Origin of the sequence: Cohnella silvisoli (assembly GCF_021190915.1) — a bacterium.
In the GTDB taxonomy this organism is placed as follows: Bacteria; Bacillota; Bacilli; order Paenibacillales; family Paenibacillaceae; genus Cohnella; species Cohnella silvisoli.
In genome coordinates, this window is sequence record NZ_JAIOAP010000030.1 from 18,792 (window position 1) to 44,043 (window position 25,252).

General features: G+C 47.8%; 15 protein-coding genes. All 15 read left to right on the forward strand.

The genetic code is table 11. The annotated features are described in order from the left end of the window. Window positions 1-42 precede the first annotated feature (42 nt). The 15 genes from K7P76_RS32440 (at window position 43) to glnA (ending at window position 25,083) form a co-directional block, all read left to right on the forward strand. The gene (locus tag K7P76_RS32440) at window positions 43-1,569 is read left to right on the forward strand and encodes a S1C family serine protease (RefSeq protein ID WP_232190244.1); all 1,527 of its coding nucleotides are present in this window, start codon (window positions 43-45) and stop codon (window positions 1,567-1,569) included. A 95-nt stretch (window positions 1,570-1,664) separates the two neighbouring features. Then, a complete protein-coding gene (locus K7P76_RS32445) occupies window positions 1,665-2,351 on the forward strand; it encodes a response regulator transcription factor (RefSeq protein WP_232190245.1) in 687 nt (228 codons plus the stop codon). A 1-nt stretch (window position 2,352) separates the two neighbouring features. After that, window positions 2,353-3,846, forward strand: a complete 1,494-nt coding sequence (locus tag K7P76_RS32450; protein ID WP_232190246.1) for a sensor histidine kinase — start codon at window positions 2,353-2,355, stop codon at window positions 3,844-3,846. Window positions 3,847-4,018: 172 nt separating this feature from the next. After that, a complete protein-coding gene (locus K7P76_RS32455; RefSeq protein ID WP_232190247.1) occupies window positions 4,019-4,978 on the forward strand; it encodes a 4-hydroxy-3-methylbut-2-enyl diphosphate reductase in 960 nt (319 codons plus the stop codon). 32 nt (window positions 4,979-5,010) lie between these two features. After that, complete coding sequence (locus K7P76_RS32460) at window positions 5,011-5,496, forward strand: DUF2062 domain-containing protein (RefSeq protein ID WP_232190248.1); 486 nt, start codon at window positions 5,011-5,013, stop codon at window positions 5,494-5,496. A 653-nt stretch (window positions 5,497-6,149) separates the two neighbouring features. Next, a complete protein-coding gene (locus tag K7P76_RS32465; RefSeq protein WP_232190249.1) occupies window positions 6,150-14,066 on the forward strand; it encodes an S-layer homology domain-containing protein in 7,917 nt (2,638 codons plus the stop codon). A gap of 85 nt (window positions 14,067-14,151) precedes the next feature. After that, window positions 14,152-15,360 (forward strand): HupE/UreJ family protein, encoded by a 1,209-nt coding sequence (locus tag K7P76_RS32470; RefSeq protein WP_232190250.1) that lies wholly within the window; start codon window positions 14,152-14,154, stop codon window positions 15,358-15,360. 26 nt (window positions 15,361-15,386) lie between these two features. Beyond that, window positions 15,387-16,418 (forward strand): permease, encoded by a 1,032-nt coding sequence (locus K7P76_RS32475; RefSeq protein ID WP_232190251.1) that lies wholly within the window; start codon window positions 15,387-15,389, stop codon window positions 16,416-16,418. Window positions 16,419-16,431: 13 nt separating this feature from the next. Then, window positions 16,432-17,361 carry a TIGR03943 family putative permease subunit gene (locus K7P76_RS32480; RefSeq protein ID WP_232190252.1) on the forward strand — a complete coding sequence of 310 codons (930 nt, stop codon included), beginning with the start codon at window positions 16,432-16,434 and terminating at the stop codon, window positions 17,359-17,361. A gap of 32 nt (window positions 17,362-17,393) precedes the next feature. Next, window positions 17,394-18,266 carry a cupredoxin domain-containing protein gene (locus tag K7P76_RS32485; protein WP_232190253.1) on the forward strand — a complete coding sequence of 291 codons (873 nt, stop codon included), beginning with the start codon at window positions 17,394-17,396 and terminating at the stop codon, window positions 18,264-18,266. Between the two features lie 112 nt (window positions 18,267-18,378). Further along, entirely contained in the window at window positions 18,379-19,440 is a 1,062-nt protein-coding gene (gene aroF, locus K7P76_RS32490; RefSeq protein ID WP_232190254.1) for a 3-deoxy-7-phosphoheptulonate synthase, read from the forward strand. A gap of 165 nt (window positions 19,441-19,605) precedes the next feature. After that, window positions 19,606-20,163, forward strand: coding sequence for a glycerol-3-phosphate responsive antiterminator (locus K7P76_RS32495; protein WP_232190255.1), 558 nt, complete (start codon window positions 19,606-19,608; stop codon window positions 20,161-20,163). Window positions 20,164-20,188: 25 nt separating this feature from the next. Then, complete coding sequence (glpK, locus tag K7P76_RS32500; RefSeq protein WP_232190256.1) at window positions 20,189-21,682, forward strand: glycerol kinase GlpK; 1,494 nt, start codon at window positions 20,189-20,191, stop codon at window positions 21,680-21,682. 133 nt (window positions 21,683-21,815) lie between these two features. After that, complete coding sequence (locus tag K7P76_RS32505) at window positions 21,816-23,477, forward strand: glycerol-3-phosphate dehydrogenase/oxidase (RefSeq protein WP_232190257.1); 1,662 nt, start codon at window positions 21,816-21,818, stop codon at window positions 23,475-23,477. Between the two features lie 181 nt (window positions 23,478-23,658). After that, window positions 23,659-25,083: a type I glutamate--ammonia ligase gene (glnA, locus tag K7P76_RS32510; RefSeq protein WP_232190258.1), complete on the forward strand. Its 1,425-nt coding sequence runs from the start codon at window positions 23,659-23,661 to the stop codon at window positions 25,081-25,083. Window positions 25,084-25,252: the final 169 nt, after the last annotated feature.

The following is a 25,252-nucleotide window of genomic DNA, read 5'->3' on the forward strand; positions in this document are numbered from 1 at the left end:
CAGAACGGCGCCAACCTAAATCGGCGCGAGGAGGCTAATTACATGGATGATCAAAACAAAAAGCCGGAAGAACAGCAAGGTTTCACGTATGATCAGGAGAAAAGGGACGATCCCTATGCGGACGTCCGCAGGGAATCCGAGCCATATACGTTCGGTCCATTCGGACCTAGTCAATCTTTCGGAGCGGGTGAGCAATCGAATTTGGAGCCGCATAGAACGGAAGTTATTCCTTCCAGCCCTCCCCGAGAGTATCGGCCCTTTACCGTATCCGGCGGCGCAGCGCGCAGCGATTGGGGGGCGAAACCTCCGCGCCGAGCTTCGTTTAGAGCTATGTTCGCGGCATTCTTGGTCGGAGTTGTTGCGGTAGGGGGATTGATGTTCGCGGCCGACCGGCAAAATTGGTTCTCTTCCGAAATGCTCGGAGGAAATTCGCAAGTACAGGATACTTCGGTCAAGCCCGCAAGCAACCCTGTTAACAATACGAGCGACACGGTCCGTCCGAACAATATCGCCAAAATTTTCGAGCTATCATCTCCTGCGGTCGTTAAGATCGAAACCTACGCGAGTGCTCAGCAACAAGATAACGGCAGCGGCATTCTAGGAGATGATTTTTTCCGTCAATTTTTCGGGGATGACTTCGGCGGGAACGGCGGCAATGGTGGTAATGGCGGCAATGGGGGTTCCGGAGGCGGAAGCGATCTACAGCCAAGCGGAATGGGGTCTGGGTTTATTTTCGACTCGACGGGCTACATTCTAACTAATCAACACGTTATTGCCGGCGCTAGCGAGATTAAAGTGACCATAGAAGGCCACGAAAAACCGTTTACGGCGAAATTGCTAGGCTCGAGTTTTGAATTGGATTTAGCCGTTCTGAAAATAGAAGGCAGCAACTTCCCGACTTTGAAGCTTGGTGATTCCAGCAGTCTGAACATGGGAGATTGGGTTGTCGCAATCGGAAATCCCTATGGCTTTGAGCATACGGTTACGGTTGGCGTCCTTAGCTCTAACGAACGTAAAATAAGTATTCCGGATTCGAACGGAACGCGCAACTACGAGCATCTGCTGCAAACCGACGCGTCGATTAACCCGGGCAACTCCGGAGGACCGCTTCTGAATCTGCAAGGCGAGGTTATCGGGATCAATACGGCCGTTAGTTCACAAGCTCAAGGCATCGGGTTTGCGATACCGGCCAGCACGATTACGGATGTGCTTCAGAACTTGAAGAGCAACACGAAGATTCCGCAAAAACCGGTACCGTTCATTGGCGCAACCTTGATGGATATGTCAGCAGACATCGCCAAACGTCTAGGCATCGATGAGACGATCAAAGGCGCTTTCGTAAGGGAAGTGCTGTTCAATACTCCGGCTTACAAAGCTGACTTGCGTCAATATGATGTTATCACAGGTATGGACGGTACAAACTATAAGACGAAAGAGGATCTAATAGCGGCTATCCAGAAAAAAGCGGTAGGCGATAAAGTTTCCTTGGACATCCTGCGCGGAGACAAGAAGATCCAAGTGTCCGTCGAAATAGGCGACCGCAACGAATATCAGACACAGACCAAATAATGCAAAGAGTAAAGCCGATATAATAGAAAACAAGACGGAGCGGGAAACCGGATACAGGTTGTCCCGCTCTTCGTTGCATGAGGAGGACGTTCTCTTTGAGGCCCCATATCGCGGTTATAGACGATGATGAGAAAATTACAGCCCTTCTGCGGCGCAGCTTGGCATTCGAAGGTTATGAAATTTCCACCGCGCCGGATGGAGCGGAAGGATTAAAGCTGCTAAGCCAAAGGCAAACCGATTTGGTTATATTGGATGTCATGATGCCGAAGATGGATGGCTGGGAAGTGTGCAGGCGGCTTCGGGAGGCGGGAATAACTTCCCCGATTCTACTGCTGACGGCAAAGGACGACGTAACGGACAGGGTTAAAGGTCTGGATTTAGGTGCGGATGATTACCTGGTGAAGCCTTTTGCGCTTGAAGAGCTTATGGCGCGCGTCCGCGCACTTCTTCGCAGGCGTCCTGATAAGACGGACGAAGCTGGGCACTTCCGTTACGAGGATCTTCTGCTCGACGTGGATGGACGGGAAACTTTGCGGGGAGACCGGCGTATCGATCTTACGGCCAAGGAATTCGATTTACTGCATCTGTTCATGCAAAATCCGAAGAGGGTACTTTCGCGTGATCTCATAATGGAGCGAATATGGGGGTACGATTACAGCGGGGAATCGAACGTGCTCGAAGTTTACGTTGCCATGCTCCGCCAGAAACTGGAGGAAAGCGGAGAGAAGCGTTTGATCCAGACGGTTAGAGGAGCAGGATACGTTCTGAAGGGAGAAGGCTAGCATGTCTATCCGGCTACGATTAACCTTGTGGTATTCGGGGCTATTCGCTGTTGCTTTCGTTGCTTTCGGGTTAATCGTATATAACATCATTTACCATAATACGATGAACGAACTAAAGAATCGAATAACGCAGGTGGCTGCGAGAGTAGAAGCAACGAGAACGGGATTTTCCAATGAATTTAATCTGAATTCCTCTGATCCGGGTTTTAATGCTGCGATCATCGGAATTCAACTCATAAACTACACAGAAGACCCTAAAGGGAATGTTGCGGGAAAATCGAATAATTTAGTCCGTGGCAATACTACATTTCCATTTCCTGAATATAACGAAGTTCATAGGCGGTTTGTCTTACAGAAGGTAGAGGACGTCCCTTTTTACATTTATGAACAGCCGATCAAAGCGCAAGGCAATACAATTGCGTTATTGCAAGTCGGTGTGCTTACGGAACGGGAAATGAATTTATTTTCTCAGTTAAGAACCATCTTGTGGATTTCCGGCATCGCTGGCGTTATAGCGGCGTTTTTCCTGGGAATGTTTCTATCCCGCAAAGCTTTGATGCCGATTAACCGGGTGACGGAAGCGGCGGAACGAATTCAGAGCGGTTCTGGGCTAGGCTTAAGAATCCCGAGGGAGAAGTCGAATGACGAGATCGGGCGACTGACCGACACTTTGAACGGTATGTTGTCCGGATTGGAACGTGCTTACAAGAATTTGGAGGATTCCAATATTGCTCAACGACGGTTTGTGTCCGATGCTTCGCATGAGTTGCGAACGCCGCTAACGACGATACGCGGGAATGTGGACTTACTGGAGAAAATATGGCTGGATGACAAACGAAGTAACGGCAGCGAGGAGTTAAAGGGTCACAGCGAACACGAGCCTAACGCATTGTCGGTCATCGATAAGCAGCAAATGTCATTGGAGTCGATCCGGGACATTGCCGACGAAGCGCGCAGGATGAGCGGGCTTGTCAATGATTTATTAGCCTTGGCGAGAGCGGATGCAGGATATTCCATCGATATGGAAACAGTGTCTTTGCGGCCGCTAACGGAAGAGGCGGCACGTCGCGCCTCGTTCCTTCCCCGGAAAGCGGAGTGGGCGGTAGGCCCTCTTGATGCGCTTGAAGGAATAGAGGTACGAGGGAATCGAGACTACTTGCTGCAGTTATTGTTCATTCTCATTGAGAACGGGTTTAAGTATACCCCTTCCGGCGTTGTTCGGCTTTATGCGATGCGGTCGGGAGAGTTTATCGGCTTGACGGTTGCGGATACCGGTATCGGTATAAGCGCTGAGGAAGTGCCTCATATTTTCGAAAGATTTTATCGCGTAGACGTTTCGCGCGGTGAAACCTCGGGAACAGGGCTCGGACTCTCGATTGCCAAATGGATTGCCGATATGCACCACGCCAGATTCGATGTGAGAACCCAGCTTGGAGAAGGCACGGCGTTTACCGTATGGCTTCCCATCGCAACTAAGACGTATACAGCAGGTTAACCTTTCTTTTGGGCGACCGGATCACTTTCTTAACAAGTGGATCGGTCGCCTCTGTGTTCGTGCCGCCTTTTCCCGTTAGGGTTAATACGCTATAATAGAATGAGAATCGGCACGCCCAAGATCTTCATGGAGAAAAGTGTTCCTATACCGGGCGAGAAAGCAGGTGCGTATCATGGAAGTCGTTAAAATATCCCCTAGGGGTTACTGCTATGGCGTGGTGGATGCGATGGTGCTCGCGTTGCAGACGGCGCGCAATCTGGATCTTCCGCGCCCTATCTATATATTGGGCATGATTGTTCATAATAGCCATGTAACGGAAGCCTTTAAGGATGAAGGGATCATTACGCTGGATGGTAATGACCGGCTGGAAATATTGGAACAGATCGAACAAGGAACCGTTATTTTCACCGCTCACGGGGTCTCTCCCGAAGTTCGCAGAAGAGCTAAGGAGAAGGGATTAACGGTAGTGGATGCGACTTGTCCCGACGTAACCAAAACCCATGATCTTATCCGCGAGAAAGTGGCAGAAGGATACGAAGTCATCTATATCGGCAAGAAAAATCACCCTGAACCGGAGGGGGCAATCGGAATTGCGTCCGGCCATGTCCATCTGGTGGAACGGGAAGAGGATATCGTGAAACTGGAGCTTGCCACAGAACGTATTATAATAACGAATCAAACGACGATGTCTCAATGGGATATCAAGCATCTCATGAAGCTGCTGCTAGCGGCATTTCCGACTGCAGAAATTCATAATGAAATATGCCTTGCGACTCAGGTTCGCCAAGAAGCGGTCGCGGATCAAGCGGGAGAAGCCCAGTTGTGCATCGTGGTTGGCGATCCGCGGAGCAATAACTCCAATCGGCTGGCGCAAGTATCGCAGGAAATCGCGGGCGTTCCGGCATACCGGGTAGCGGATGTTTCCGAGATCCAGCAACAATGGCTGCACGGTCTTGAGCGAGTGGCGGTGACGTCCGGAGCCTCAACGCCTACCGCGCTGACCAAAGAAGTCATTGCTTATTTGGAGCAATATGATTCGAATCAACCTCACACATGGCAGATTAAGAGAACAGTTAATCCGAATAAACTGTTGCCTAATGTGAAAATAAAAGCGGCAGAAGCCAGTAGTTAATTGCTTGCGTCATCCAGTGGAAGGAGCAACACATGCATCGGATTCGATTGTTACGCCGTTGGCTGAAATATAAATATATGTTGTTGATCCGTGCCAAGGGCGGAGCTTCAATGGTAGCAATGGGGTTTGCTATCGGCCTTGCGATCGAGATGTTCACGTTGCCGACTTTGGGATTTGCTTTCGTACTCATCTTTCCGCTCTGTTATATGTTAAGAGGCAATTTGCCTGCTGCACTAATTGGTTTCGTAGTCGGTAAAATCATCTATATTCCCATGATGTATCCCAATTCCAAAGTGGGCGGTTGGATTCTTCCGAAGCATCTGAGATTCCATTTGCCCGTCGTTCCGGAATGGTTCGATCATCTCTTGGTCGCTAACCTCAAGCTGATCGTCGGAGGGATGGTGGATGGAGTCATTCTAGGTTTGCTTTGTTATTTTCCAATTAAACTTAGCATCAATGCCTATAAAGCGAAGCGTAAGGATAAACGGAAGTTAAACCGTGCGCCAGCGGAAATGTAATGGTTGCTGGCTGATGAGTGACAGAATAGTAGAAACGAACTTTAATCAAAGCGAAAAGACCATCAAGGCAATTGCCTTGATGGTCTTTGTGTATGTAAGGGCAATATTAAATTTGAACAAATGATAATTCCATAGGTTTACAATTTATTGAAAAGTATAACAAGAAAATGGAGTTTTGTTTGTTGATCGTTAAGTAACTGTTAAATGCGAGTAAAATAGCGAATAGAATTGTTATTTTTATGTTATGTATTCTGTCTTTTTGCATGCAATGAACCCGGGCGCTTGGTTTACAGCATCTGTTTCGTCCGTTATATTGAAAATGTGATTTTACATTTGATAATTCAAAAGTTTACAAAATGTAATATTATTCTAACGAGTATTAGAAATTATGTTCAGAAACCCTTGGAGGGAAGTGAAAATCTGACAAAACGAAAGCCGCTATCAGCTGGCTTTGGCGGGCACACTGATAGACGGCTTGAGGGCTTCTTTAACTATGGGCTTTGGTCCCATTAATCGAGAAACCTTATTTAATGTACCACATTTTGGATTCATACGAAATAATATTCATTTCGATTGCTACATCACAATAATTGTTTTCATGTTCTCACTTCTAAGATGGTTTTGCGAAGATGATCCGGAGGTGTTCACGAAAAATGGAAAGAACAATAGATAAGAACAAAAAGTGGTTCAGTCTCGTGATGGCTGTCGTAATGATGGTAGGAATCGTATTGCCAAATGGGTGGACTCCTAAAGCTAAGGCAACTGGAGCACCGGTAATACTGGCAAAGTGGGATTTCGAAAAAGCAACTCCCGACACAAAACCTACGATTGGAACCGAGGCTAACTTAACTAAAACAATTTCAACTACCTCAACAGGAACGTTCACTTATACAACAGACAAATCCATATCCAATACAGGTTGGGATAACGGACAAGATATTAAATATTGGATGATAGATATTGATGCTACGGGATACAGCAATTTGACGCTTTCATCCAAACAAAAAGGTTCAAATACAGGACCAAAAAATTTCAAAGTGCAATATAAAGTTGGATCAGCAGGAGATTGGACAGATCTTGCAGGTGCAACGAATATTGTCGTGGCCAACGATCCTTATGTTAGCGGCGTTATAAGCAATGTGAGCTTGCCGACGGAAAATCAAAGCCAAGTATTCATTCGTTGGATAATGACATCCAATATTGCAATTGGTACGGGGAATGCAGGTGCAGCGGGCACGAGCAGAATCGATGACATCGTTGTTACAGGTGTAGCGATTGACGGAGGAAATCCTGTACCTCCGGCAAAATCGGCTAATCCAGTTGCGGATAAAGTTCAGTTTTTAGATGATTATACGACCCTCATAGGTGTGGCAGGGGCTGTATATGGCAACGCCGATGTAAACGTCTATTTTCAGGATAACTCATCGGTAGGATCAACGACCGCGCAAGCCGATGGCTCCTTTAACTTGACGATCGCTAATCCTGCCAAGAATACGTCTTTATGGGTGTCTGCAAAAGAAAGCGGAAAGGAAGAAAGCGACAAAACGACCGTATCCATTCCCAAAACGGTCAAGCCGGACGCCAGTAAAATTACTTTTACCAACTCAGTCACGGTAACGGGAGTTCCGGGTGCTGTCGCGAATAACGCGGCGGTAACTCTATATTTCGACGATAATTCGGTGGCAGGAACCACGACCGCTCTAGCGGACGGTTCGTTTAATTTGAATATCGCCAATTCTGCAGCTAAAACCGCGGTTTATATCTCCGGCAAAGAAACCGGGAAGCTCGAGAGTGACAAGACTATGGTTAACCTAGCGGTTGCAGTAGGCGCCTTTCAGCCTGGCGATGTCGTGTTTAACCAGATTTATGTAAACGGCGGCAACGCTGGCGCGATTTATAAGTATAAATTTTTCGAGCTCTACAATACAACGGATCATGACATCAATTTCAACAATCAATGGGCTATTATTTATGTCGGATCCACTGGCACAAGCTTTGGCGCGGGCACGAAGTTGACCGGTACGATTAAATCGCACGGGTACTATCTGATAAAAGGCGCAGCAGGAGGAACCACTTGCAGCGGCAACCCATGTGGCTTGGATCTCCCGGTATCAGTAGATCAAACCACTACCATTGGCCCAAGCGGATCTACAGGAGGGATTCTAGCCCTTGCTTCTGCGACTACAGGTTTGACTAGCCAAGATGATCCCAATGCAATCGATATCGTAACTTTTGGTAACGGGAGCAACCTTAGCTTCACCACAAAAACCGATCATTGGGGTTCCCCGTTTTATGCGACAAACATCGGAGCCGGAACCCTCCTGCGCAAAACGGCCATAGGTTCTGATCCAAGAGTTAGCTTCGGTTTAGGCAGCGGATTCTTTTCTAAAAATCCTGCCAACGATTTCGTGTTGAATGCCCCTAGCAATGCAAACAATCCGGAAGAAATCAAAATAAAAAATATAAATTACATGCGTTCTCCCGATGCTGTGCGAATCGGACTTGCAAAATCGGGCGGCAATGCGCTCGTCACAGGAGCAGCCGGTTCAGTGCCTTCATTATCGACCGTCAAGGCGTACGTGGAATCTGGTGGAGCTATTAATTTGGCAGCACAAGCAAGTGCATTTGCTGACGGATCCTTCGTTTTGAATTTTACGGATTCTACTAATAGTCAGCAGGTATATTTGACTTTTACGGATGAAACCCAACCGTTGGTCAAAGAGAGTGTTTACTCGAGAGTAGACTTGAATGTCGATCCAAGTGCTGTAATTCCAATCGCTCAATTGCGCAAAAACGATGCGAATGGGCTATCCGTGAATATAGGGTATAAGACGACGATCGAAGGAGTCGTGACTACCGCTAACAAAGCGATAGGAAACGAAAATACAAGCTTCTATATTCAAGACGCCACGGGTGGAATTGCCGTCATCGGGGGCCAAGCTCCTTCCGCAGCTATTGTGCCCGGCAATAAAGTGAAAATGACAGGAACTTTAGCTTTCACGGCAGGAAGTTTACAATTTGTTCCGACCTCTATGACGGATGGAGGCTCCGATATTAATCCTAATGCGGCAAATATTACGCTGAATTCATTGGGAACTCACATATCGGCGGAACCGTTGGAAGGAAAGTTGGTTACCTATAAAGCTAAAGTAACGAATATTCCCTCGACAGGTCCGGACTATAATATAACGGTTACGGATGCATCGAATAATACTGCGGTTGTTCGTGTCTTGGCATCGTCTGGAATTGACGTTGCCGGTGGAGCCGTCGCGCTTGATGAAACCTATAATTTTACGGGAATTATCTCGCAATCCAAAGCGGTTTCTCCTTATACAAGCGGATATTATCTGCTGCCAAGAAGCGCTTCCGATATTAGAGGAGATTTGCAACTAAACCATATCCGTTTAACCAAAGCATATAAAGATGTTGATGTAGCGTTCAAAGCGACTGCAAAATACGCGGATACGGTTACTCTGAAGTACAATTTCGACGGCAGCGCAATTTACGCGTCGATTCCGATGCTCGCTGCAGACCAATTAAATTATAATGCCCAGATTCCCAAAGGTACTGTCGGCAACCAGCAAAATATCCATTACTACATTGAGGCCATAAGCAACGGGGTTACTTTGTCTGAGGGCAGTGCCGCTGCTCCGATTAGCATCCCTGTTGTCGCGGATCACGACGGCCCGGAAATGATCAATATGCTTCCTCTCGACGGAGATGAAATAGAATCGAAACACCCGATCATTTCTGTGAATATGGACGATCCTTCCGGAGTGGATATTTCATCTGCAACCATAAAAGTGGACAATGTTGATTTCACATCCAAAGCCGTCATTTCGGAAAGTGAAATCAAAGTAACATTAGCGCCTTCCGACGATCTAGCTGAAGGGAGTCACATCGTCACGGTTTATGCCAAGGATAAACTCGGCAATGAATCGACCAAAACGTGGACATTCAAAGTGCTGCCAAGATTTACGGGCGGCAACCATTACTATGGAACGACGCACAATCATACGAACATTTCGCATGATGCTGCCGGCGCTCCTGAAGATGCTCTGTTGGCTGCGAAACAACACGATTATGATTGGTTTGCCTTTTCCGACCATTCGCACGATATTGATTCAAGTTTAAGAGGTACGGACTCCGTAGATCATAAGGGCATGAAGGAACGTACAGGAGGAGCAAGTTGGCAATTAACTAAAGACTTGGCTTCTCAGTACACGAATAATGGAAATTTCGTCGTATTCCCGGCTTTCGAAATGACTTCGACGACATGGGGCCATTCCAATGTTTTCGGAACTTCGAACTTTATCGATCGGGTGCAGGATGGCGGCCAGTATCAAAAATTGCAAAATTATTACGCTTGGGTTCTGACCTACGACAACATCGTTGCGCAGTTTAATCATCCTGCGATGTCGGCGAACGCATTCGATAATTTTATTCCGTACGACAAAAATGTAGATAAGCTCTTTACAATGCTAGAGGTCGGTAATGGATCGGGAAAATATTCTTATGCCAATGCAGAGAATAAATTTTTCGGCGCACTCGACCTCGGCTGGCACGTAACGCCGACATATGGTGAAGACAATCATGATGCGACATGGGGGCAAACGAAGCAACGGACTGTTATTGTCGCTGACAATCTTAGCCAAGACGCTTTGTTTGACGCGATGCGCAAAAGACACGTTTATTTCACCGAAGATCCGAATGCCAAGTTGGACGTAGCGGCAAGCGGTTGGTACATGGGATCAGTTGTAGACACCAAGTCATTAAATTTCAATATCCAATTTAGCGATAGCATAACGGAATTGAAAACCGACCCCAAGTATAGCTATCTTAAGACCACATCTAACGATAACATTGCAAAAGCAGAACTGATCACCAACGGCGGAAGGGTTGTCGATAGCTATACGCCATCAACGGATACAACTACGTTGACTTCCACAGATTGGAATCCTGTATACAATGTTATCGGCGGACAACAATGGTTCGTTATACGCATTACCCAGAAGGATGGAGACCGAATTTATTCCGCTCCGATCTGGTCGCAAGTCGAACCGGTTTCAGTGAAAGTTAGCAACGTGAATGCGGCGGATGGGGCAATTGTTGGCGGAGTCGCGGCAACATTGCAGGCGGGAATCAGTAATCTCGGTACAGTAGATATCAAGGATATAACGGCTCATTTCTACTACGATCAAGAAGACTCCGGGCACTTTGTCGGTGATGCCGCAATTCCGTCACTTAAGGTTAGCCAATCTTTAACAGCCAGTGTCGTTTGGACGAATCCTATTCCAGGCGATCATAAGATCATCGTGGTTCTTGCTTCGACAACTACAAATTTAGGCACAAATAAATACGAACAATTATTTAAGATAAAAGCACCTTTGGGAAAAACGATCATGATCGACGCTTCGAAAAATAATGAAAACACCACGAAAGACAGCGGAACCTATAAAGACAATCTGAAGCTGTTCACCGTTATGATGAGACAGCAAGGATATACGGTAGTCGAGAATTCATTGGCTATTACAAGCACTGTACTGAATAAGGCAAACGTGCTTTATATTTCACACCCTTCCTCAGCATACAGTGCTGCCGAGATTACCGCGATCAACAGCTTTGTTGCTGGCGGCGGATCATTATTGCTTGCCGAGAAAAGTAATTTTGGCGGATCGAATCAAAACCTAAATCCTATTTTATCGGGAATTGGTTCGAGTATTTTAGTGAACGATGATGGCATCTTTGATGAGACGGCGGACGGAAACTTCTGGACTACGCCTTTATCTTCGAATTTCTCCGTGAGGGCGCATCCGAAGCCGGTAAGCAACGGGTTAACCGATTTTGTGTCTACAATCGAGTATTACAGCGGATCGAGTTTAGCTATGAACGACGGAACAGGCAACAAAGTGGCCCTTGCCGATAGCGGCAAAGTGTCGATACTCGTTCGGGGAAATGAGTCGACGTTCCAGGATTCTACCCAAGTGAAGCCAGGTTCGGCGGTGTACAATGTTCATACTTCGAAGAAACCGGCAGGACCGGCATTGACGGATGTAACAGGAGGATCCAGCATTCCGATGGTTGCCTCCGAGACGATTGGAAGCAATGGCGGTAGAATCGTTGTAACGGGAATGAACATTTTTAACGATAAGCAGATGGATCAGACTTATAATCCTAAAGGAAATGATCCATTTGCCCTGAATGTAATGAATTGGTTGACGCATCTCGAACCGCAGATTGTCAAGATCGGAGATGCTCGCAAGCTCCCTGAGGGAACGTCCATTGTCATTCAAGGGAAAGTGACCACTGCTGCGGGCGTATTTTTCGATGCGGCATATGTGCAGGATGATACCGGCGGAATTATGGCGTTTAATGAAGTGCCGGAGGGATCGTTGAATTACGGGGATATCGTACGCGTCTACGGACATATCAAGACTTTCGAGAATAATAAAGAACTCGAGTTCGATAAATTCGCCAACAGTATCGTGAAAATAAGTTCGGGAACGCCAGTTGAACCAAAAGCTGTGAGTACCGGAGATTCTATTTCCGATGCTTATCAAGGTCAACTCGTCAAAGTTACGGGTACCGTTATTGCGAAACCGGACAGCAACTCGTACATCATTAATGACAGTACCGGCGATGTTCTTGTATTCGTAGACGGATACATCGCAAATCAGAGCGGCCCGGTTCCACAACTGCAAATCGGCGATACGTTGGAAGCTGTTGGCCTTTCGGGAAAATTCTCTGAAGGGGATCGGATTCGTGTCCGAGATACCAAGGAAATGAAGAGCGTCGCACCAAAAACGGCGGCTGATGTAGCGGCAGAAATTACATCGATAGCGACACCGCTGCAAGACGCGACGAGCTTGACGTTGCCGACCGTATCAACAGGATTTACGGTAGCGATCAAGAGTTCGAGCAATACGACGGTAATCGGAACAGACAGGACGATAACGCCGCCGAGCGCTGAGACAACTGTGACGCTCGTGTTGGAAGTAACGCGATTGTCCGACAGTAGCAAAGCAGATACGTCCGCGATCCAAGTGGTCGTTCCTGCGAAGAGCGTCGCACCAAAAACGGCGGCTGATGTAGCGGCAGAAATCACATCGATAGCGACACCGCTGCAAGACGCGACGAGTTTGACGTTACCGACCGTATCAACAGGGTTTACGGTGGCGATCAAGAGCTCAAGCAATACGGCGGTAATCGGAACAGACAGGACGATAACGCCGCCGAGCGCTGAGACAGCTGTGACGCTCGTGTTGGAAGTAACGCGATTGTCCGACAGTAGCAAAGCAGATACGTCTGCGATCCAAGTGGTCGTTCCTGCGAAAACGACTACAGGTACCAATCCTCCAGATAATTCTGGTGGTAACACAGGCAACACAGGCAACACAGGCAACACAGGCAACACAGGCAACACAGGCAACACAGGCAACACAGGCAACACAACAGAGAAACCAGGAGTCGTAACGGTAACGCCGGATAAGATAGTGGATAACGGAAGCGGCAAGAAGGTTATCGAAGTTCCGGGTAATACGACTGAGGTCAAATTGCCGGTTAATACTGTTGAACTTTTGTCGAAGAATACGTTTGAAGTGAAGTCTGATCATGTGGCTCTCGAGGTTCCAACAGGTTTGTTTAAACAGTTGGAAAATAAACTAACCGCGGCCGAATTGAAGGACAGCTCGATTTCCCTGAAAATGAGTCCACTCTCCACCCAGGATGCGAGCGATTTAGTTGCTAAGGGAGAGAATTCATCGCAAACAAAGATCAAGGTTTCAGGTCAGATATACGAGTTTAGCTTATCGATTACTTCCGCGAACGGTAAAGTCGTTAACCTGACGCAGTTCGATCAACCGATTACGATTCGACTTAAAGTAGATCCGAACGTGAATCCCAAATTGGCAGGCATTTATTATATTTCCGACAGTGGAAAGCTTGAATACGTCGGTGGGGAATATCTTGGTGGTGAAATGGTTGCACAGATTAGCCACTTTAGTAAGTATGCTGTTCTTAACATGACCAAAACTTATAGCGACGTTACCAATAAGTATTGGGCATTCAATGTTATTCAAGAACTTGCAGCTAAACAAATCATTAACGGAACGAGCGCAACGACCTTCGATCCTAATCGTTCGATTACGCGTGCAGAATTTACCGCATTGTTAGTGAACGCGTTAAAACTCAATGTGGAAGGGGAAATTGTATTCTCCGACGTAGCTGCAGGTAAATGGTATGCCCAAGCAATTTCAATTGCTTATCAAGCAGGAATCGTTAAAGGTAAGAGCGCGGCGATCTTCGATCCGGACGGCTCAATCACTCGCGAGGAAATGGTTACAATGCTAATGAAGGCATTCGAAGCGGTGAAAGGCAAGAAGCTGGACAAGTATTCTGGAGAACTGTTCTCGGATATGAATAAGGTTTCGCCATGGGCAGCGAATTACGTGAAAGCAGCAGCAGAGCTTAATCTAATTCACGGCCGCGCTTTTGCTAAATTCATCCCGAATGGGATTACAACCAGAGCTGAAGCGGCGCAAGTTATCTACAACTTAATTAATAGCAAGTAGAATCTCGGAATTGCTAGTAGAGGGATGCCGTTCGCGGGAATGGCATCCCTCTTCTTACACTCTAGCTTGGAGGATGTTCATGTTCATGATAAACACAAGATCAATGATTCTCCGAGTCAGCTTTAGTCTTGTGGTCGTTCTTCTATTGCTGGCAGCTTCATTAAAGCAGGAGGCTGCTGCCCACGCTTATAGCGCTAGCTATACGAAACTTGATCTAACAAAATCGGTAACCTTGATGACCTATACATTAGATGAATTGTCCGCGATAGAACTCGTAGGAGGCGATGAGGACGGTAACGGAATGTTCGATCAGGGAGAGTTCGATGCGGTGAAAGAACAGTTGGCTGCTTTGCTGAATGATCATTTAATATTGAAAATCGGAGTGGAACCGAAGTCTTGGTCACAATTAAATAGCTTTGTTCTCGAGCGGAGAGGGGACGAGTCGAAAGTCATTTTAACGGTTCAATATCCGCCGGTCTCCAATATGCTTCCGCTTTCTTTGACGGATACGTTATACAATGACGATAAAAAAACGAACTATGTGGATTTATTGACTATCCATTATGGACAGCAAAAGAGCACGGCGGCTTTATCGGCGGGAAATCGTACTTGGGCTATCGCTTTGTCGGGTGAAGAATATTCCGCTTTGTCCCAGGATATGTCGCAGCAATCTCTTCCGTATGAAACCGAAGGTACCTCGAAAACTCAAGAGACTCAGGAGCAGCATAGTCAAAAAGAAACAACGCATGTAACATCCAGTTGGCTATCGTTTCTGAAGCTAGGGATGAATCATATTTTGGGCGGATACGATCATTTACTCTTCTTGTTTTCTTTACTCATTGCACGGCAGACGTTTAAGCAATACGCGGCCATGATTACTGCGTTTACGATTGCGCATAGCGTTACGTTGTCATTAACGGTTCTTGGATTTATCAATATTTCTCCGACAATCGTAGAACCGCTCATCGCGCTTAGCATTTGTTTTGTCGCCGCGGATAATATCATGCGCCCGAACGTAAGTCGCCGTTGGATGCTCACCTTCTTCTTCGGATTGATACACGGCATGGGTTTTGCCGATATTTTGAAAGAAATGGAGCTTCCCAACAATCAACTGGCGGAAGATCTGATTAGCTTTAACATCGGAATCGAAATCGTTCAGCTCGTCATTGTCTTAGCCCTTGTCCCATTATTATATAGGCTTCATCGATATAAATTTTCTAGGCAAGTTGTTATCGGCGGATCTGGGTTAGCTCTTCTGATGGGAGCGATTTGGCTTATTGAACGATTGAAATAGCTTCTAATACTAAGAAGGGGATGACGATGTCAAATATTGCGGTTAACAAGAAGCAGCAAAAATCGTATGCCAATCTGGCAGCTATTGTTTGTTTGGCATTTATCGCGGCGATGTACTTTTTGTCCAACCATGCTCCCGCTACGATATTGAACAACCCTAAGCTGCAAATATTCAAAACGATCTTCTTGAGCATCATCATGGAAACGATGCCGTTCTTATGGATAGGGGTATTCATATCCGCTTTGTTGCACGTGTTCGTATCCGATCAGGCGATGAAAAAAATGATTCCGAAAAACCCGGTTTTAGGCATCCTTACGGCAAGCGTTCTGGGAATCGTTTTTCCGCTTTGCGAGTGCGGCATGGTTCCGGCTATTCGCAGGCTTATCAACAAAGGAATGCCATTATACGTGGCGACTACCTTCATTTTAGTTGGACCTATCTTAAACCCTATCGTATTTTGGTCTACTTTCACGGCTTTTCGCGGTCGCCCGGAAATAGCCTACGGGCGCATGGGTTTGGCATTTGCCGTCGCGCTTGCGGTCGGGTTAATCATTTATCGATTTGTTCATACGAATCAATTGAGAGTTCAGGTGCATGCTCATGGCCACTCTGCCGTCAATCAACATGATCACGAGCATCATTCTCACGAAAACAAGCTTGTTGCCGTTATGGGTCACGCAATCAGCGAATTTTTCGATATGGGGAAATTCATCGTTTTCGGGGCTTTTCTAGTCGGCATGCTGCAAACGTTCGTTTCCCAAGATAACTTGGTGTCATTAGGGCAAGGACAAGGCAGCGCGAATGCCCTTATGATGGGGCTTGGATTTATATTGTCGTTATGCTCGACTTCGGACGCATTTGTCGCGCAATCGTTCGTTACGACATTTTCTACAGGATCGCTCATTGCGTTTATGGTATTCGGGCCTATGATGAACCTGAAAGGACTGCTGATGATGTCGGCGGTATTCAAAACAAGGTTTGTTTTGTTGCTAAGCGCTCTAGTTGTCGTGTTGGTTTATGCCGGAACCTTATTGCTACAATATTTTTTCCTGAAATGAGGCGGATCGACGGATGAGCAGAAGAAGTTCTGAGCTACTCCACCATTTAGTCAGAGCGGTTATCCTTACCGGATTTGCCGGTCTTATGTTTAATCTGATGGTTTCGGGTGATATGCTTCTGTATATCGCTCCGCATCTTATGATTTACGCCCAACTGGCGACCGCATTTCTGGTTATTGCGACGGGATTCCAATATTATATTGCCGTTGCATCGATGAAACGAAAAGTTGTAGTTTGCAATTGCGATCACGAACACGGACATAATCATAGTCACGATTCTGATCATAATGACTCATCCCGTTCTAGTTGGCGAAGTTCTGCCGTATACGTCGTTTTTATAGTACCGCTCCTTTTCGGAGCCTTTCTGCCGAATGACGCCCTTGCCGGATCGCTGGCGCAGAAAAAGGGAATGAACCTCGGTAGAGCGGCAATGGTAGGAAAGCCTTCATCGGCCGATTTCGTTGAGATTGACGGGGATGAAGATCCGGCGCTGAAGGAACAATTCAAAACAAACGTCTATAACAAGGACTACGCCAAATTGGGCATGCTTCTGTATAAGCAGGACTTGATCGAGATGAAGGACGATTGGTTTATAGAGAAGCTTCAAGCGCTCAATACATTTGTTAACAACTTCCAAGGCAAGCAGATACGGATATCGGGGTTCGTCTACCGGGAAGAGGGACTTACGGGAACGCAATTTATAATCGGAAGAATGGCGATGACCCACTGCATAGCGGATATTTCTCCTTATGGAATCATTGCCGAATCGCTTGATGCCGAGCAATATGCTAATGACACATGGATTACCGTTACGGGAACGATCGGACAAGCGATTTACCACGAACAAACGGTTATTAAATTAAACATTGAGAGTATCGAGCCTGCATCGCCTGCGAAAATTCCTTACGTCTATCCGGATTGGAACTTTGCAGCAAAGCTCTAACAAACTATTGCTTGTTCAAGGAGGTGTCGTCCATGCTGCTTAATATCGGTAGCTTGATCATGATTGTGCTTGCCACGGGGTACTCCCTATTTATATTGCATAGACGGAAAGACCTTATGTCCACAAGAGCGGGAAAGTTCGATGCCACGTTGCTTGCGGTAATAGCTGGTTTGGCAATGGGTATCGTAGCTGTGCAGACTCTCGAATACAATCAACCGCAGGCGATGGGAGTCGCTGTCCCTCTTGCTGCGGTTTTGGGTTATTTCGCCGGAAAGAGGTTCAGTCACCTATTCTCCATTCATTCTGCTCTTACCGGGTGCTTGAGTGCCTACGCCGGAATCGTGTTTGGAATGAGGTTTTTCGCATCCGATAATGTCGTTTTTGCGACTGATGTTGTATTCATTGTCTTTCTCTTCTTATTCTTGCGATCGGTAGAATGGCAGTCGAATGTTGAGCATAACAAGAAAACTCAGGTGAAGAGGAAAAAGAAGCATTCTGATAAATCAGGTTACGCTACTGTTGTTATGTATGGGATTGGCACCGCGGCATTGGCAACCGTTATCTGGTTGTGGGGAAATTCGGTTCCGATCGGACAGATTGGGCAACCGCAGTCGCAGCAATCCGAATACGATGAAGAGAATGACCTCCAAGTTGCCGTCATTGAGGTGAACGCAGCCGGATTCAGTCCTTTAAATACTAATTTCAACAAAGGCGGCATGATAAAGGCTGTTTTCCACGTTTCCTCTTATGCCAAAGCGAACTTAACATTGGTGTCTGCCGATTTGAATGTTAACGCGCAGTTGAAGCAGGGGGATAACGTCTTTCTATTCAACAACCCACAGCCTGGAACCTATAAGTTCATTGTCGGCGAAGAAACTTCCCTCTGCACTTTCACTGTAAAGTAAACCATTATCCGGGTTGACACAGCACTTTTTTTCATCTATATTTACTTTAGTGCTTAAAAGCGTGTAAGCGTTTAAGCGTATACGCGTTAAATCAACCGGGAGCGTGAATGTCATGATCGTTATTACTTCCCCGCACATTGCGGAAGAACGCATTGCCGAAATCGTCCGCCATATTGAACAAACCGGCGTGCAAGCGCACGTTTCTCGCGGTACTGACCGCACCGTCATCGGAATCATCGGCAAAGCGGAGCCGTCGTTGGCGGAACATATCCGTTCTATGCAAGGCGTAGAGAACGTGATCAAGATTTCCAAGTCTTATAAGCTGGCAAGCCGCGATTTTCACCCTGACGATACGATCATCGAAGTGAAAGGCGTAAAGATCGGCGGAGACAACCTGGTTGTCATGGGTGGACCTTGCGCGGTGGAAACGCCTGAGCAAATCCACGAAATTGCTCGTCTAGTTAAAGCCGCAGGCGGACAGGTATTGCGAGGCGGCGCGTTTAAGCCTCGTACCGGTCCTTACAGCTTCCAAGGCATAGGCGTCGAAGGATTGAAGTGGATGAAGGATGCGGGCGACAAATACGGCTTGCTGACGATTACGGAAGTCATGGCGCCTGAGTTCGTCGATGTATGCGCCGAATATGCGGACATCATGCAAGTCGGTACTCGGAACATGCAGAACTTCGATCTATTGCGCAAGCTGGGTACGATCAAGAATCCGGTACTCCTGAAACGGGGATTCAGCGCCACTTATGACGAATGGCTGAATGCGGCCGAATACATTTTGGCGGGCGGCAATCCTAACGTAATGTTGTGCGAGCGCGGTATCCGTACGTTTGAAACCTACACGCGCAATACGTTCGACTTAACCGCTATTCCCGTCATCCAAGGATTGTCCCATCTTCCCGTCATTGCGGATCCGAGCCATGCGACAGGACGTCGCGAGCTAGTCGAGACGATGACTAAAGCGTCTTTAGCCGCTGGGGCAAACGGTTTGATCATTGAGATGCATACCGATCCGGACAATTCGGCGACCGGAGATGGCGTTCAATCGCTATTCCCAGATCAGTTCGCCAAATTGCTCAAGGAATTGGAGCAGCTCGCTCCGCTTCTCGGCAAGAAGTTCGATACGCAGAAGGATCCGGCGGAAGCATTCGCGACGTGGGTTAAATAATCTGGAGTAATTGCTGGATAGGGTAATCGCGTTGACACCATTAGCTTTCCGCGCTACAATCATAACAAGTTAATATTTCGTGATGGAGAACAAGGAGAATCACATCGATTGCTATCGGTATACCGACTGGCAATGGTGTGATTCTTTTTTTGGAGGTAAAAAAGAATGCCATTCCATAATCAACAAATATTGCCGGCAGTTCGCAAAATGAAAGATCTCGAGAAACTCATCTCGTCCTCCTATGAATATTTGGTGTTATTGGACAGTCATGTCAGCCAACTGAAGAGCATCGTCGACTTGGCGAAAGCTCATCACAAGAAAATGCTGCTTCATGCGGATTTAATCGAAGGTTTGAAAAACGACGAATATGCGGCTGAGTTTCTATGTCAAATGATCGGGCCGGCCGGCTTGATCTCCACTAGAGCCAATGTCATTATAAAAACGAAGCAAAACGGGCTGTTAGCCATTCAACGTCTGTTTCTGCTGGACACGAACGCATTGGAGAAAAGCTATACGCTGCTTGAACGCACGAAGCCGGATTACATTGAAGTGCTGCCAGGCGTTATGCCGCATATTATCCGTGAAGTTCATGAGAGGACCGGAATTTCAATATTCGCGGGCGGTTTGATCCGTACGGTTCAGGACGTCGAAAATGCGGTTGCGGCTGGAGCTACGGCTGTTACGACATCGAGATCGGAACTGTGGAAGCATTACGCGCCTTGAATTTCGTATTCGGAAGGAGTAATACATGAAGGAATCCTATATCTTATCGTTGGATCAAGGCACGACGAGCACGCGGGCAATCGTATTCGATCGCCAGGGGCATTCGGTTGCGATACACCAGAAGCCAATACGGCAAATTTATCCGAAACCGGGATGGGTGGAGCACGATCCTGTGGAAATATGGGAATCGGCTCGTGAGTGCATAGATGGCGTTCTATTATCGGCTGGCATTGAAGCGACCCAGATCGAGGCTATCGGAATTACGAACCAAAGGGAAACGGCGGTTATATGGGACAAACATACGGGCGAACCGATTCACAATGCGGTCGTTTGGCAGTCCCGGCAAACGGCGGATATTTGCGACAAGCTGAAGCTCGAAGGACATGAAGATGTTATTCGCGAGCGCACGGGATTACGGATAGATCCTTATTTTTCCGGAACGAAGGTCACTTGGCTATTGGATCATGTGGCGGGGGCGAGAGAACGCGCGAGTAAAGGCGAATTGCTCTTCGGAACGATCGATACATGGCTGATCTGGAATTTGTCCGGAGGGCTTGTTCATGTTACAGATTATTCCAATGCCTCCCGAACGTTAATGTACAACATATTCGAACGAAGATGGGATAGTACCTTGCTGGGATTGCTTGACGTACCTGCTGCGTTATTGCCCGAAGTCCGTTCGTCTTCCGAAGTTTACGGTCATACGGATCCTTCATGCTGCGGAGGAGTGGCCGTACCGATCGCAGGAGCGGCGGGAGATCAACAGGCGGCTTTGTTCGGGCAGCAATGCTTTGAACCGGGCATGGCCAAAAACACATACGGCACGGGATGTTTCATGCTCATGAATACCGGCAGCGAAGCGGTCCGCTCCAAACATGGGCTGCTTACGACAATCGCATGGGGCGTGGACGGAGAAATCGAATACGCGCTGGAAGGCAGCGTCTTTGTTGCAGGATCCGCGATCCAGTGGCTGAGAGACGGGCTTGAGATCATCGAAACGGCTGCCGAGAGCGAAACATTCGCCGCGCAGATCGATTCGACCGACGGCGTTTACGTGGTGCCCGCATTCGTTGGATTAGGGACTCCTTATTGGGATAGCGACGTAAGAGGAGCGGTATTCGGACTGACGCGGGGGACAGGGAAAGCGCATCTAATACGTGCGACCCTAGAGTCGATCGCATATCAGACAAAAGACGTAGCGGAGGTTATGGTAGAAGATTCGGGCATTAACATCACTAAGCTGCGAGTGGACGGCGGAGCCGTAAGAAATGATTTTCTCATGCAATTCCAAAGCGATATGCTCGGAGTGCCGGTCGAACGTCCGACGCTGGAGGAAACGACAGCGCTTGGAGCCGCTTATTTGGCGGGACTGGCCGTTGGATACTGGAAAGATAAGCAGGATCTTGGCGGACAGGCGAAGGTGGAGAAGCGCTTTGAACCGACGATGGACGAAGAGCGCCGAAGCGAATTGGTCAAAGGTTGGAAAAAGGCCGTTATTGCTGCAGCAGCTTTCAAATAAGGCACTTATGGCGTATAATACACATATAAGTTAATAGTTAGGTTGGAGAACGGGAGACAACCACGACTGCTCTTGCGGCATTTTGCCGAGGAGCTAGTTCGTGGTTTTTTTTGATTCGAAGGAGGAGTTTACGATGAACACACTTTTCTCAGCTAGCAGCAGAACCGAAAGATTGCAGAGTATGGCGGAGCAAACATTCGACTTGATCGTAATCGGAGGAGGGATTACCGGAGCGGGTATTGCTCTGGATGCCCAAACACGTGGAATGAAGACGGCGCTTGTGGAAATGCAGGATTTTGCTTCGGGAACGTCCAGCCGCTCGACGAAATTGGTGCATGGCGGATTACGATATTTGAAACAGCTCGAAATCGGAGTCGTCGCGGAAGTCGGCAAAGAACGGGCGATCGTCTACGAGAACGGTCCCCATATTACAACGCCTGTCCGTATGCTGCTCCCCATCTATAAGGCAGGGACGTTCGGCAGGTTCAGCAGCTCGATCGGGCTGGCGGTTTACGATTTCCTTGCAGGCGTGAAGAAGGATGAGCGCCGTAAAATGCTAAGCAGGGAGGATACGGTTCGCAAAGAGCCGCTTCTAAAAAAAGACGGTTTGCTTGGCGGCGGCTATTATGTGGAATACCGCACCGACGACGCGCGTTTGACCATTGAAGTCATGAAGAAAGCGGCGGAGAAAGGCGCGCTTGCCGTGAATTACACGAAAGTAACGAGTTTTATTTATAAAGAAGGTCAAATCGCAGGGGTCACAGTCGAAGACCAAGTAAGTGGTCAAGAGTATCGGATTCATGCGAAGGCCGTCGTGAACGCCGCCGGCCCTTGGGTCGATACGCTTCGCGAGATGGACGGCTCCAAAAAAGGTAAAACCCTCCACTTGACCAAGGGCGTGCATTTGGTTTTCGACGGCGCTCGGTTCCCGCTGCATCAAGCGGTATACTTCGATACGCCGGACGGCCGAATGGTATTCGCCATTCCTCGAGACGGTAAAACTTACGTAGGAACGACGGACACGAATTATAACGCGGATAAAGCAAGCCCACGGATGACGGAGGAAGATCGGCGATATTTGCTGGACGCGGTGAACCCGATGTTTCCCGATGTGCGTCTGACTGCCGAGGATGTCGAGTCCAGTTGGGCCGGCCTGCGCCCGCTTATCCATGAGGAAGGCAAAAAGCCTTCGGAAATTTCCCGGAAGGATGAAATATTCCATTCAGAGACTGGGCTTATTTCCATAGGTGGAGGAAAGCTGACAGGTTATCGTAAAATGGCGGAAACGGTCGTGGATCGCGTGGCAAATGTTCTTGGCGGTGAAGGGTTGAAATTCGGGGCGTGCCTGACCCGGAACATGCCTCTTTCAGGCGGGGATGTTGGCGGTTCCGCATCATTCGCCGCCTTTATCGATCGCAGCGCTGTTGAAGGACGGCGTGCTGGCTTGCCGGAATCGGTTGCGGTTGAACTGGCGCGCAAATATGGCGCGAACGCCCCGCATATCTATGAAGCGGCTGCGCGTTCTATGGAAGCGACTAAGTTAAATGAAATGCCCATAGAATTATATGCGGAGCTCATATTCGCCATGGAGGAAGAAATGACGGTAACGCCTTCGGATTTTTTCGTTCGCCGCACGGGTATGCTGTTTTTTGACATTAGCGGGGTTCGGGATTGGAAGGATGAGGTAATAAGCGTCATGGCTGAAAAATTAAATTGGACCGCAGAAATCCGGGAACGTTACGAGGCGGAGCTGGATTCCGAAATTGCTGCCGCTACAATCCCTTATAGGGGATAAAACCTATTTATGAATTTTTCATGAAGAGTGTAAGCAATGCTCACACACCCACAAAAAATACCTGACATATCTATTGACGCTCCTATACGGTAGTTTTATAATAATTTCATAAGTTCGGTGAAAAGTTGAACAATCGATCGGTTTCACACACTTAATGTTCGGAAATGGGGAGGAAATTCAAATGTCTGCACAGCAAGTTTTGGATTTGATCAAGGAAAAGAACATCGAGTTCGTTGATTTCCGTTTTATCGACCTTGCAGGTCGCGCTCATCACATTACTTTACCGGCTACCGAAGTCGAAGCGGAAACGTTCGTTAACGGGGTAGCATTCGACGGTTCATCCATCCACGGTTTCCGTGGTATCGAAGAATCCGATATGGTTATGATGCCGGATACGGATTCCGTATACGTGGATCCTTTCACAGCTCACTCGACATTAATCGTAATCTGCAACATCCATACGCCTGACGGCCAACGTTATGAGCGCGATCCTCGCTCTATCGCTCATAAAGCCGAAGAATACTTGCAAAAGTCCGGCGTAGGTACGACTGCATTTTTCGCGCCGGAATCCGAATTCTTCATCTTCGACGATGTTCGTTATGAGTCCACAATGAACTCTTCCTCTTTCTTCGTAGATTCCGAAGAAGCGGCTTGGAACACGAACCGCAAAGAAGAAGGCGGCAACCTTGGCTTCAAAGTCGGCGTCAAAGGCGGTTATGTACCGGTTGCTCCCGTTGATTCCCAACAAGACATCCGCAGCGAAATGGTTCGCCTCATGCAAGAAGCGGGCCTTCGCATCGAGCGTCATCACCACGAGGTGGCGACTGCAGGCCAAGCGGAAATTAACTTCCGTTTCGATACGCTTACGACTACCGCTGACAACCTGATGAAATATAAATACATCGTGCACAACGTAGCCCGCCAATACGGCAAAGTGGCAACGTTCATGCCTAAGCCGCTTTTCGGCGATAACGGCAGCGGTATGCACGTTCACCAATCGATCTTCAACGACGGCACTCCTTTGTTCTATGAAAAAGGCGGATATGCCAACCTGAGCGAGATGGCGCTGCACTATATCGGCGGTATCCTGCACCATGCTCCAGCGTTGATCGCTCTTACGAACCCGTCCACGAACTCGTTCAAACGTCTCGTGCCTGGTTACGAAGCGCCGGTTAACTTGGTTTACTCCAAAGGCAACCGTTCCGCGGCAGTACGCATTCCGGTAGCAGCGGTTACGCCTAAAGGCTGCCGCATCGAGTTCCGTACGCCGGATTCCACGGCTAACCCGTACCTTGCTTTCGCAGCGATGCTGATGGCGGGTCTGGACGGAATCAAACGCAAAATCGATCCATCCGCTCTTGGTTATGGTCCTTTCGACACGAACATCTACGAGCTGTCCGACGAGCAGAAGAAAGAAATCCGCAGCGTTCCGGGAACTTTGGACGAAGCGCTTGACGCTCTGGAAGCCGATTCCGAATTCTTGACCGAAGGCGGCGTATTCACGAAAGAATTCATCGAGAACTACGTTAGCGTTAAACGCGGCGAAGCTAAAGCGGTCGCTATCCGCATTCATCCTTATGAGTATGGCCTCTACTTCGACTGCTAATCGGTTAAAACTTAAAGAGCTCCCTTCGTGGGAGCTTTTTTTACATATAAGAAAGTATAAAATCAGTACCCTATTTCAACATATAAGACTTACATGCCGCTACGCGGCACCACTGATGAATGAAAATATTGTCCATACTGGTTACTGGGGCTGGCGAAGGTAGGTCGTC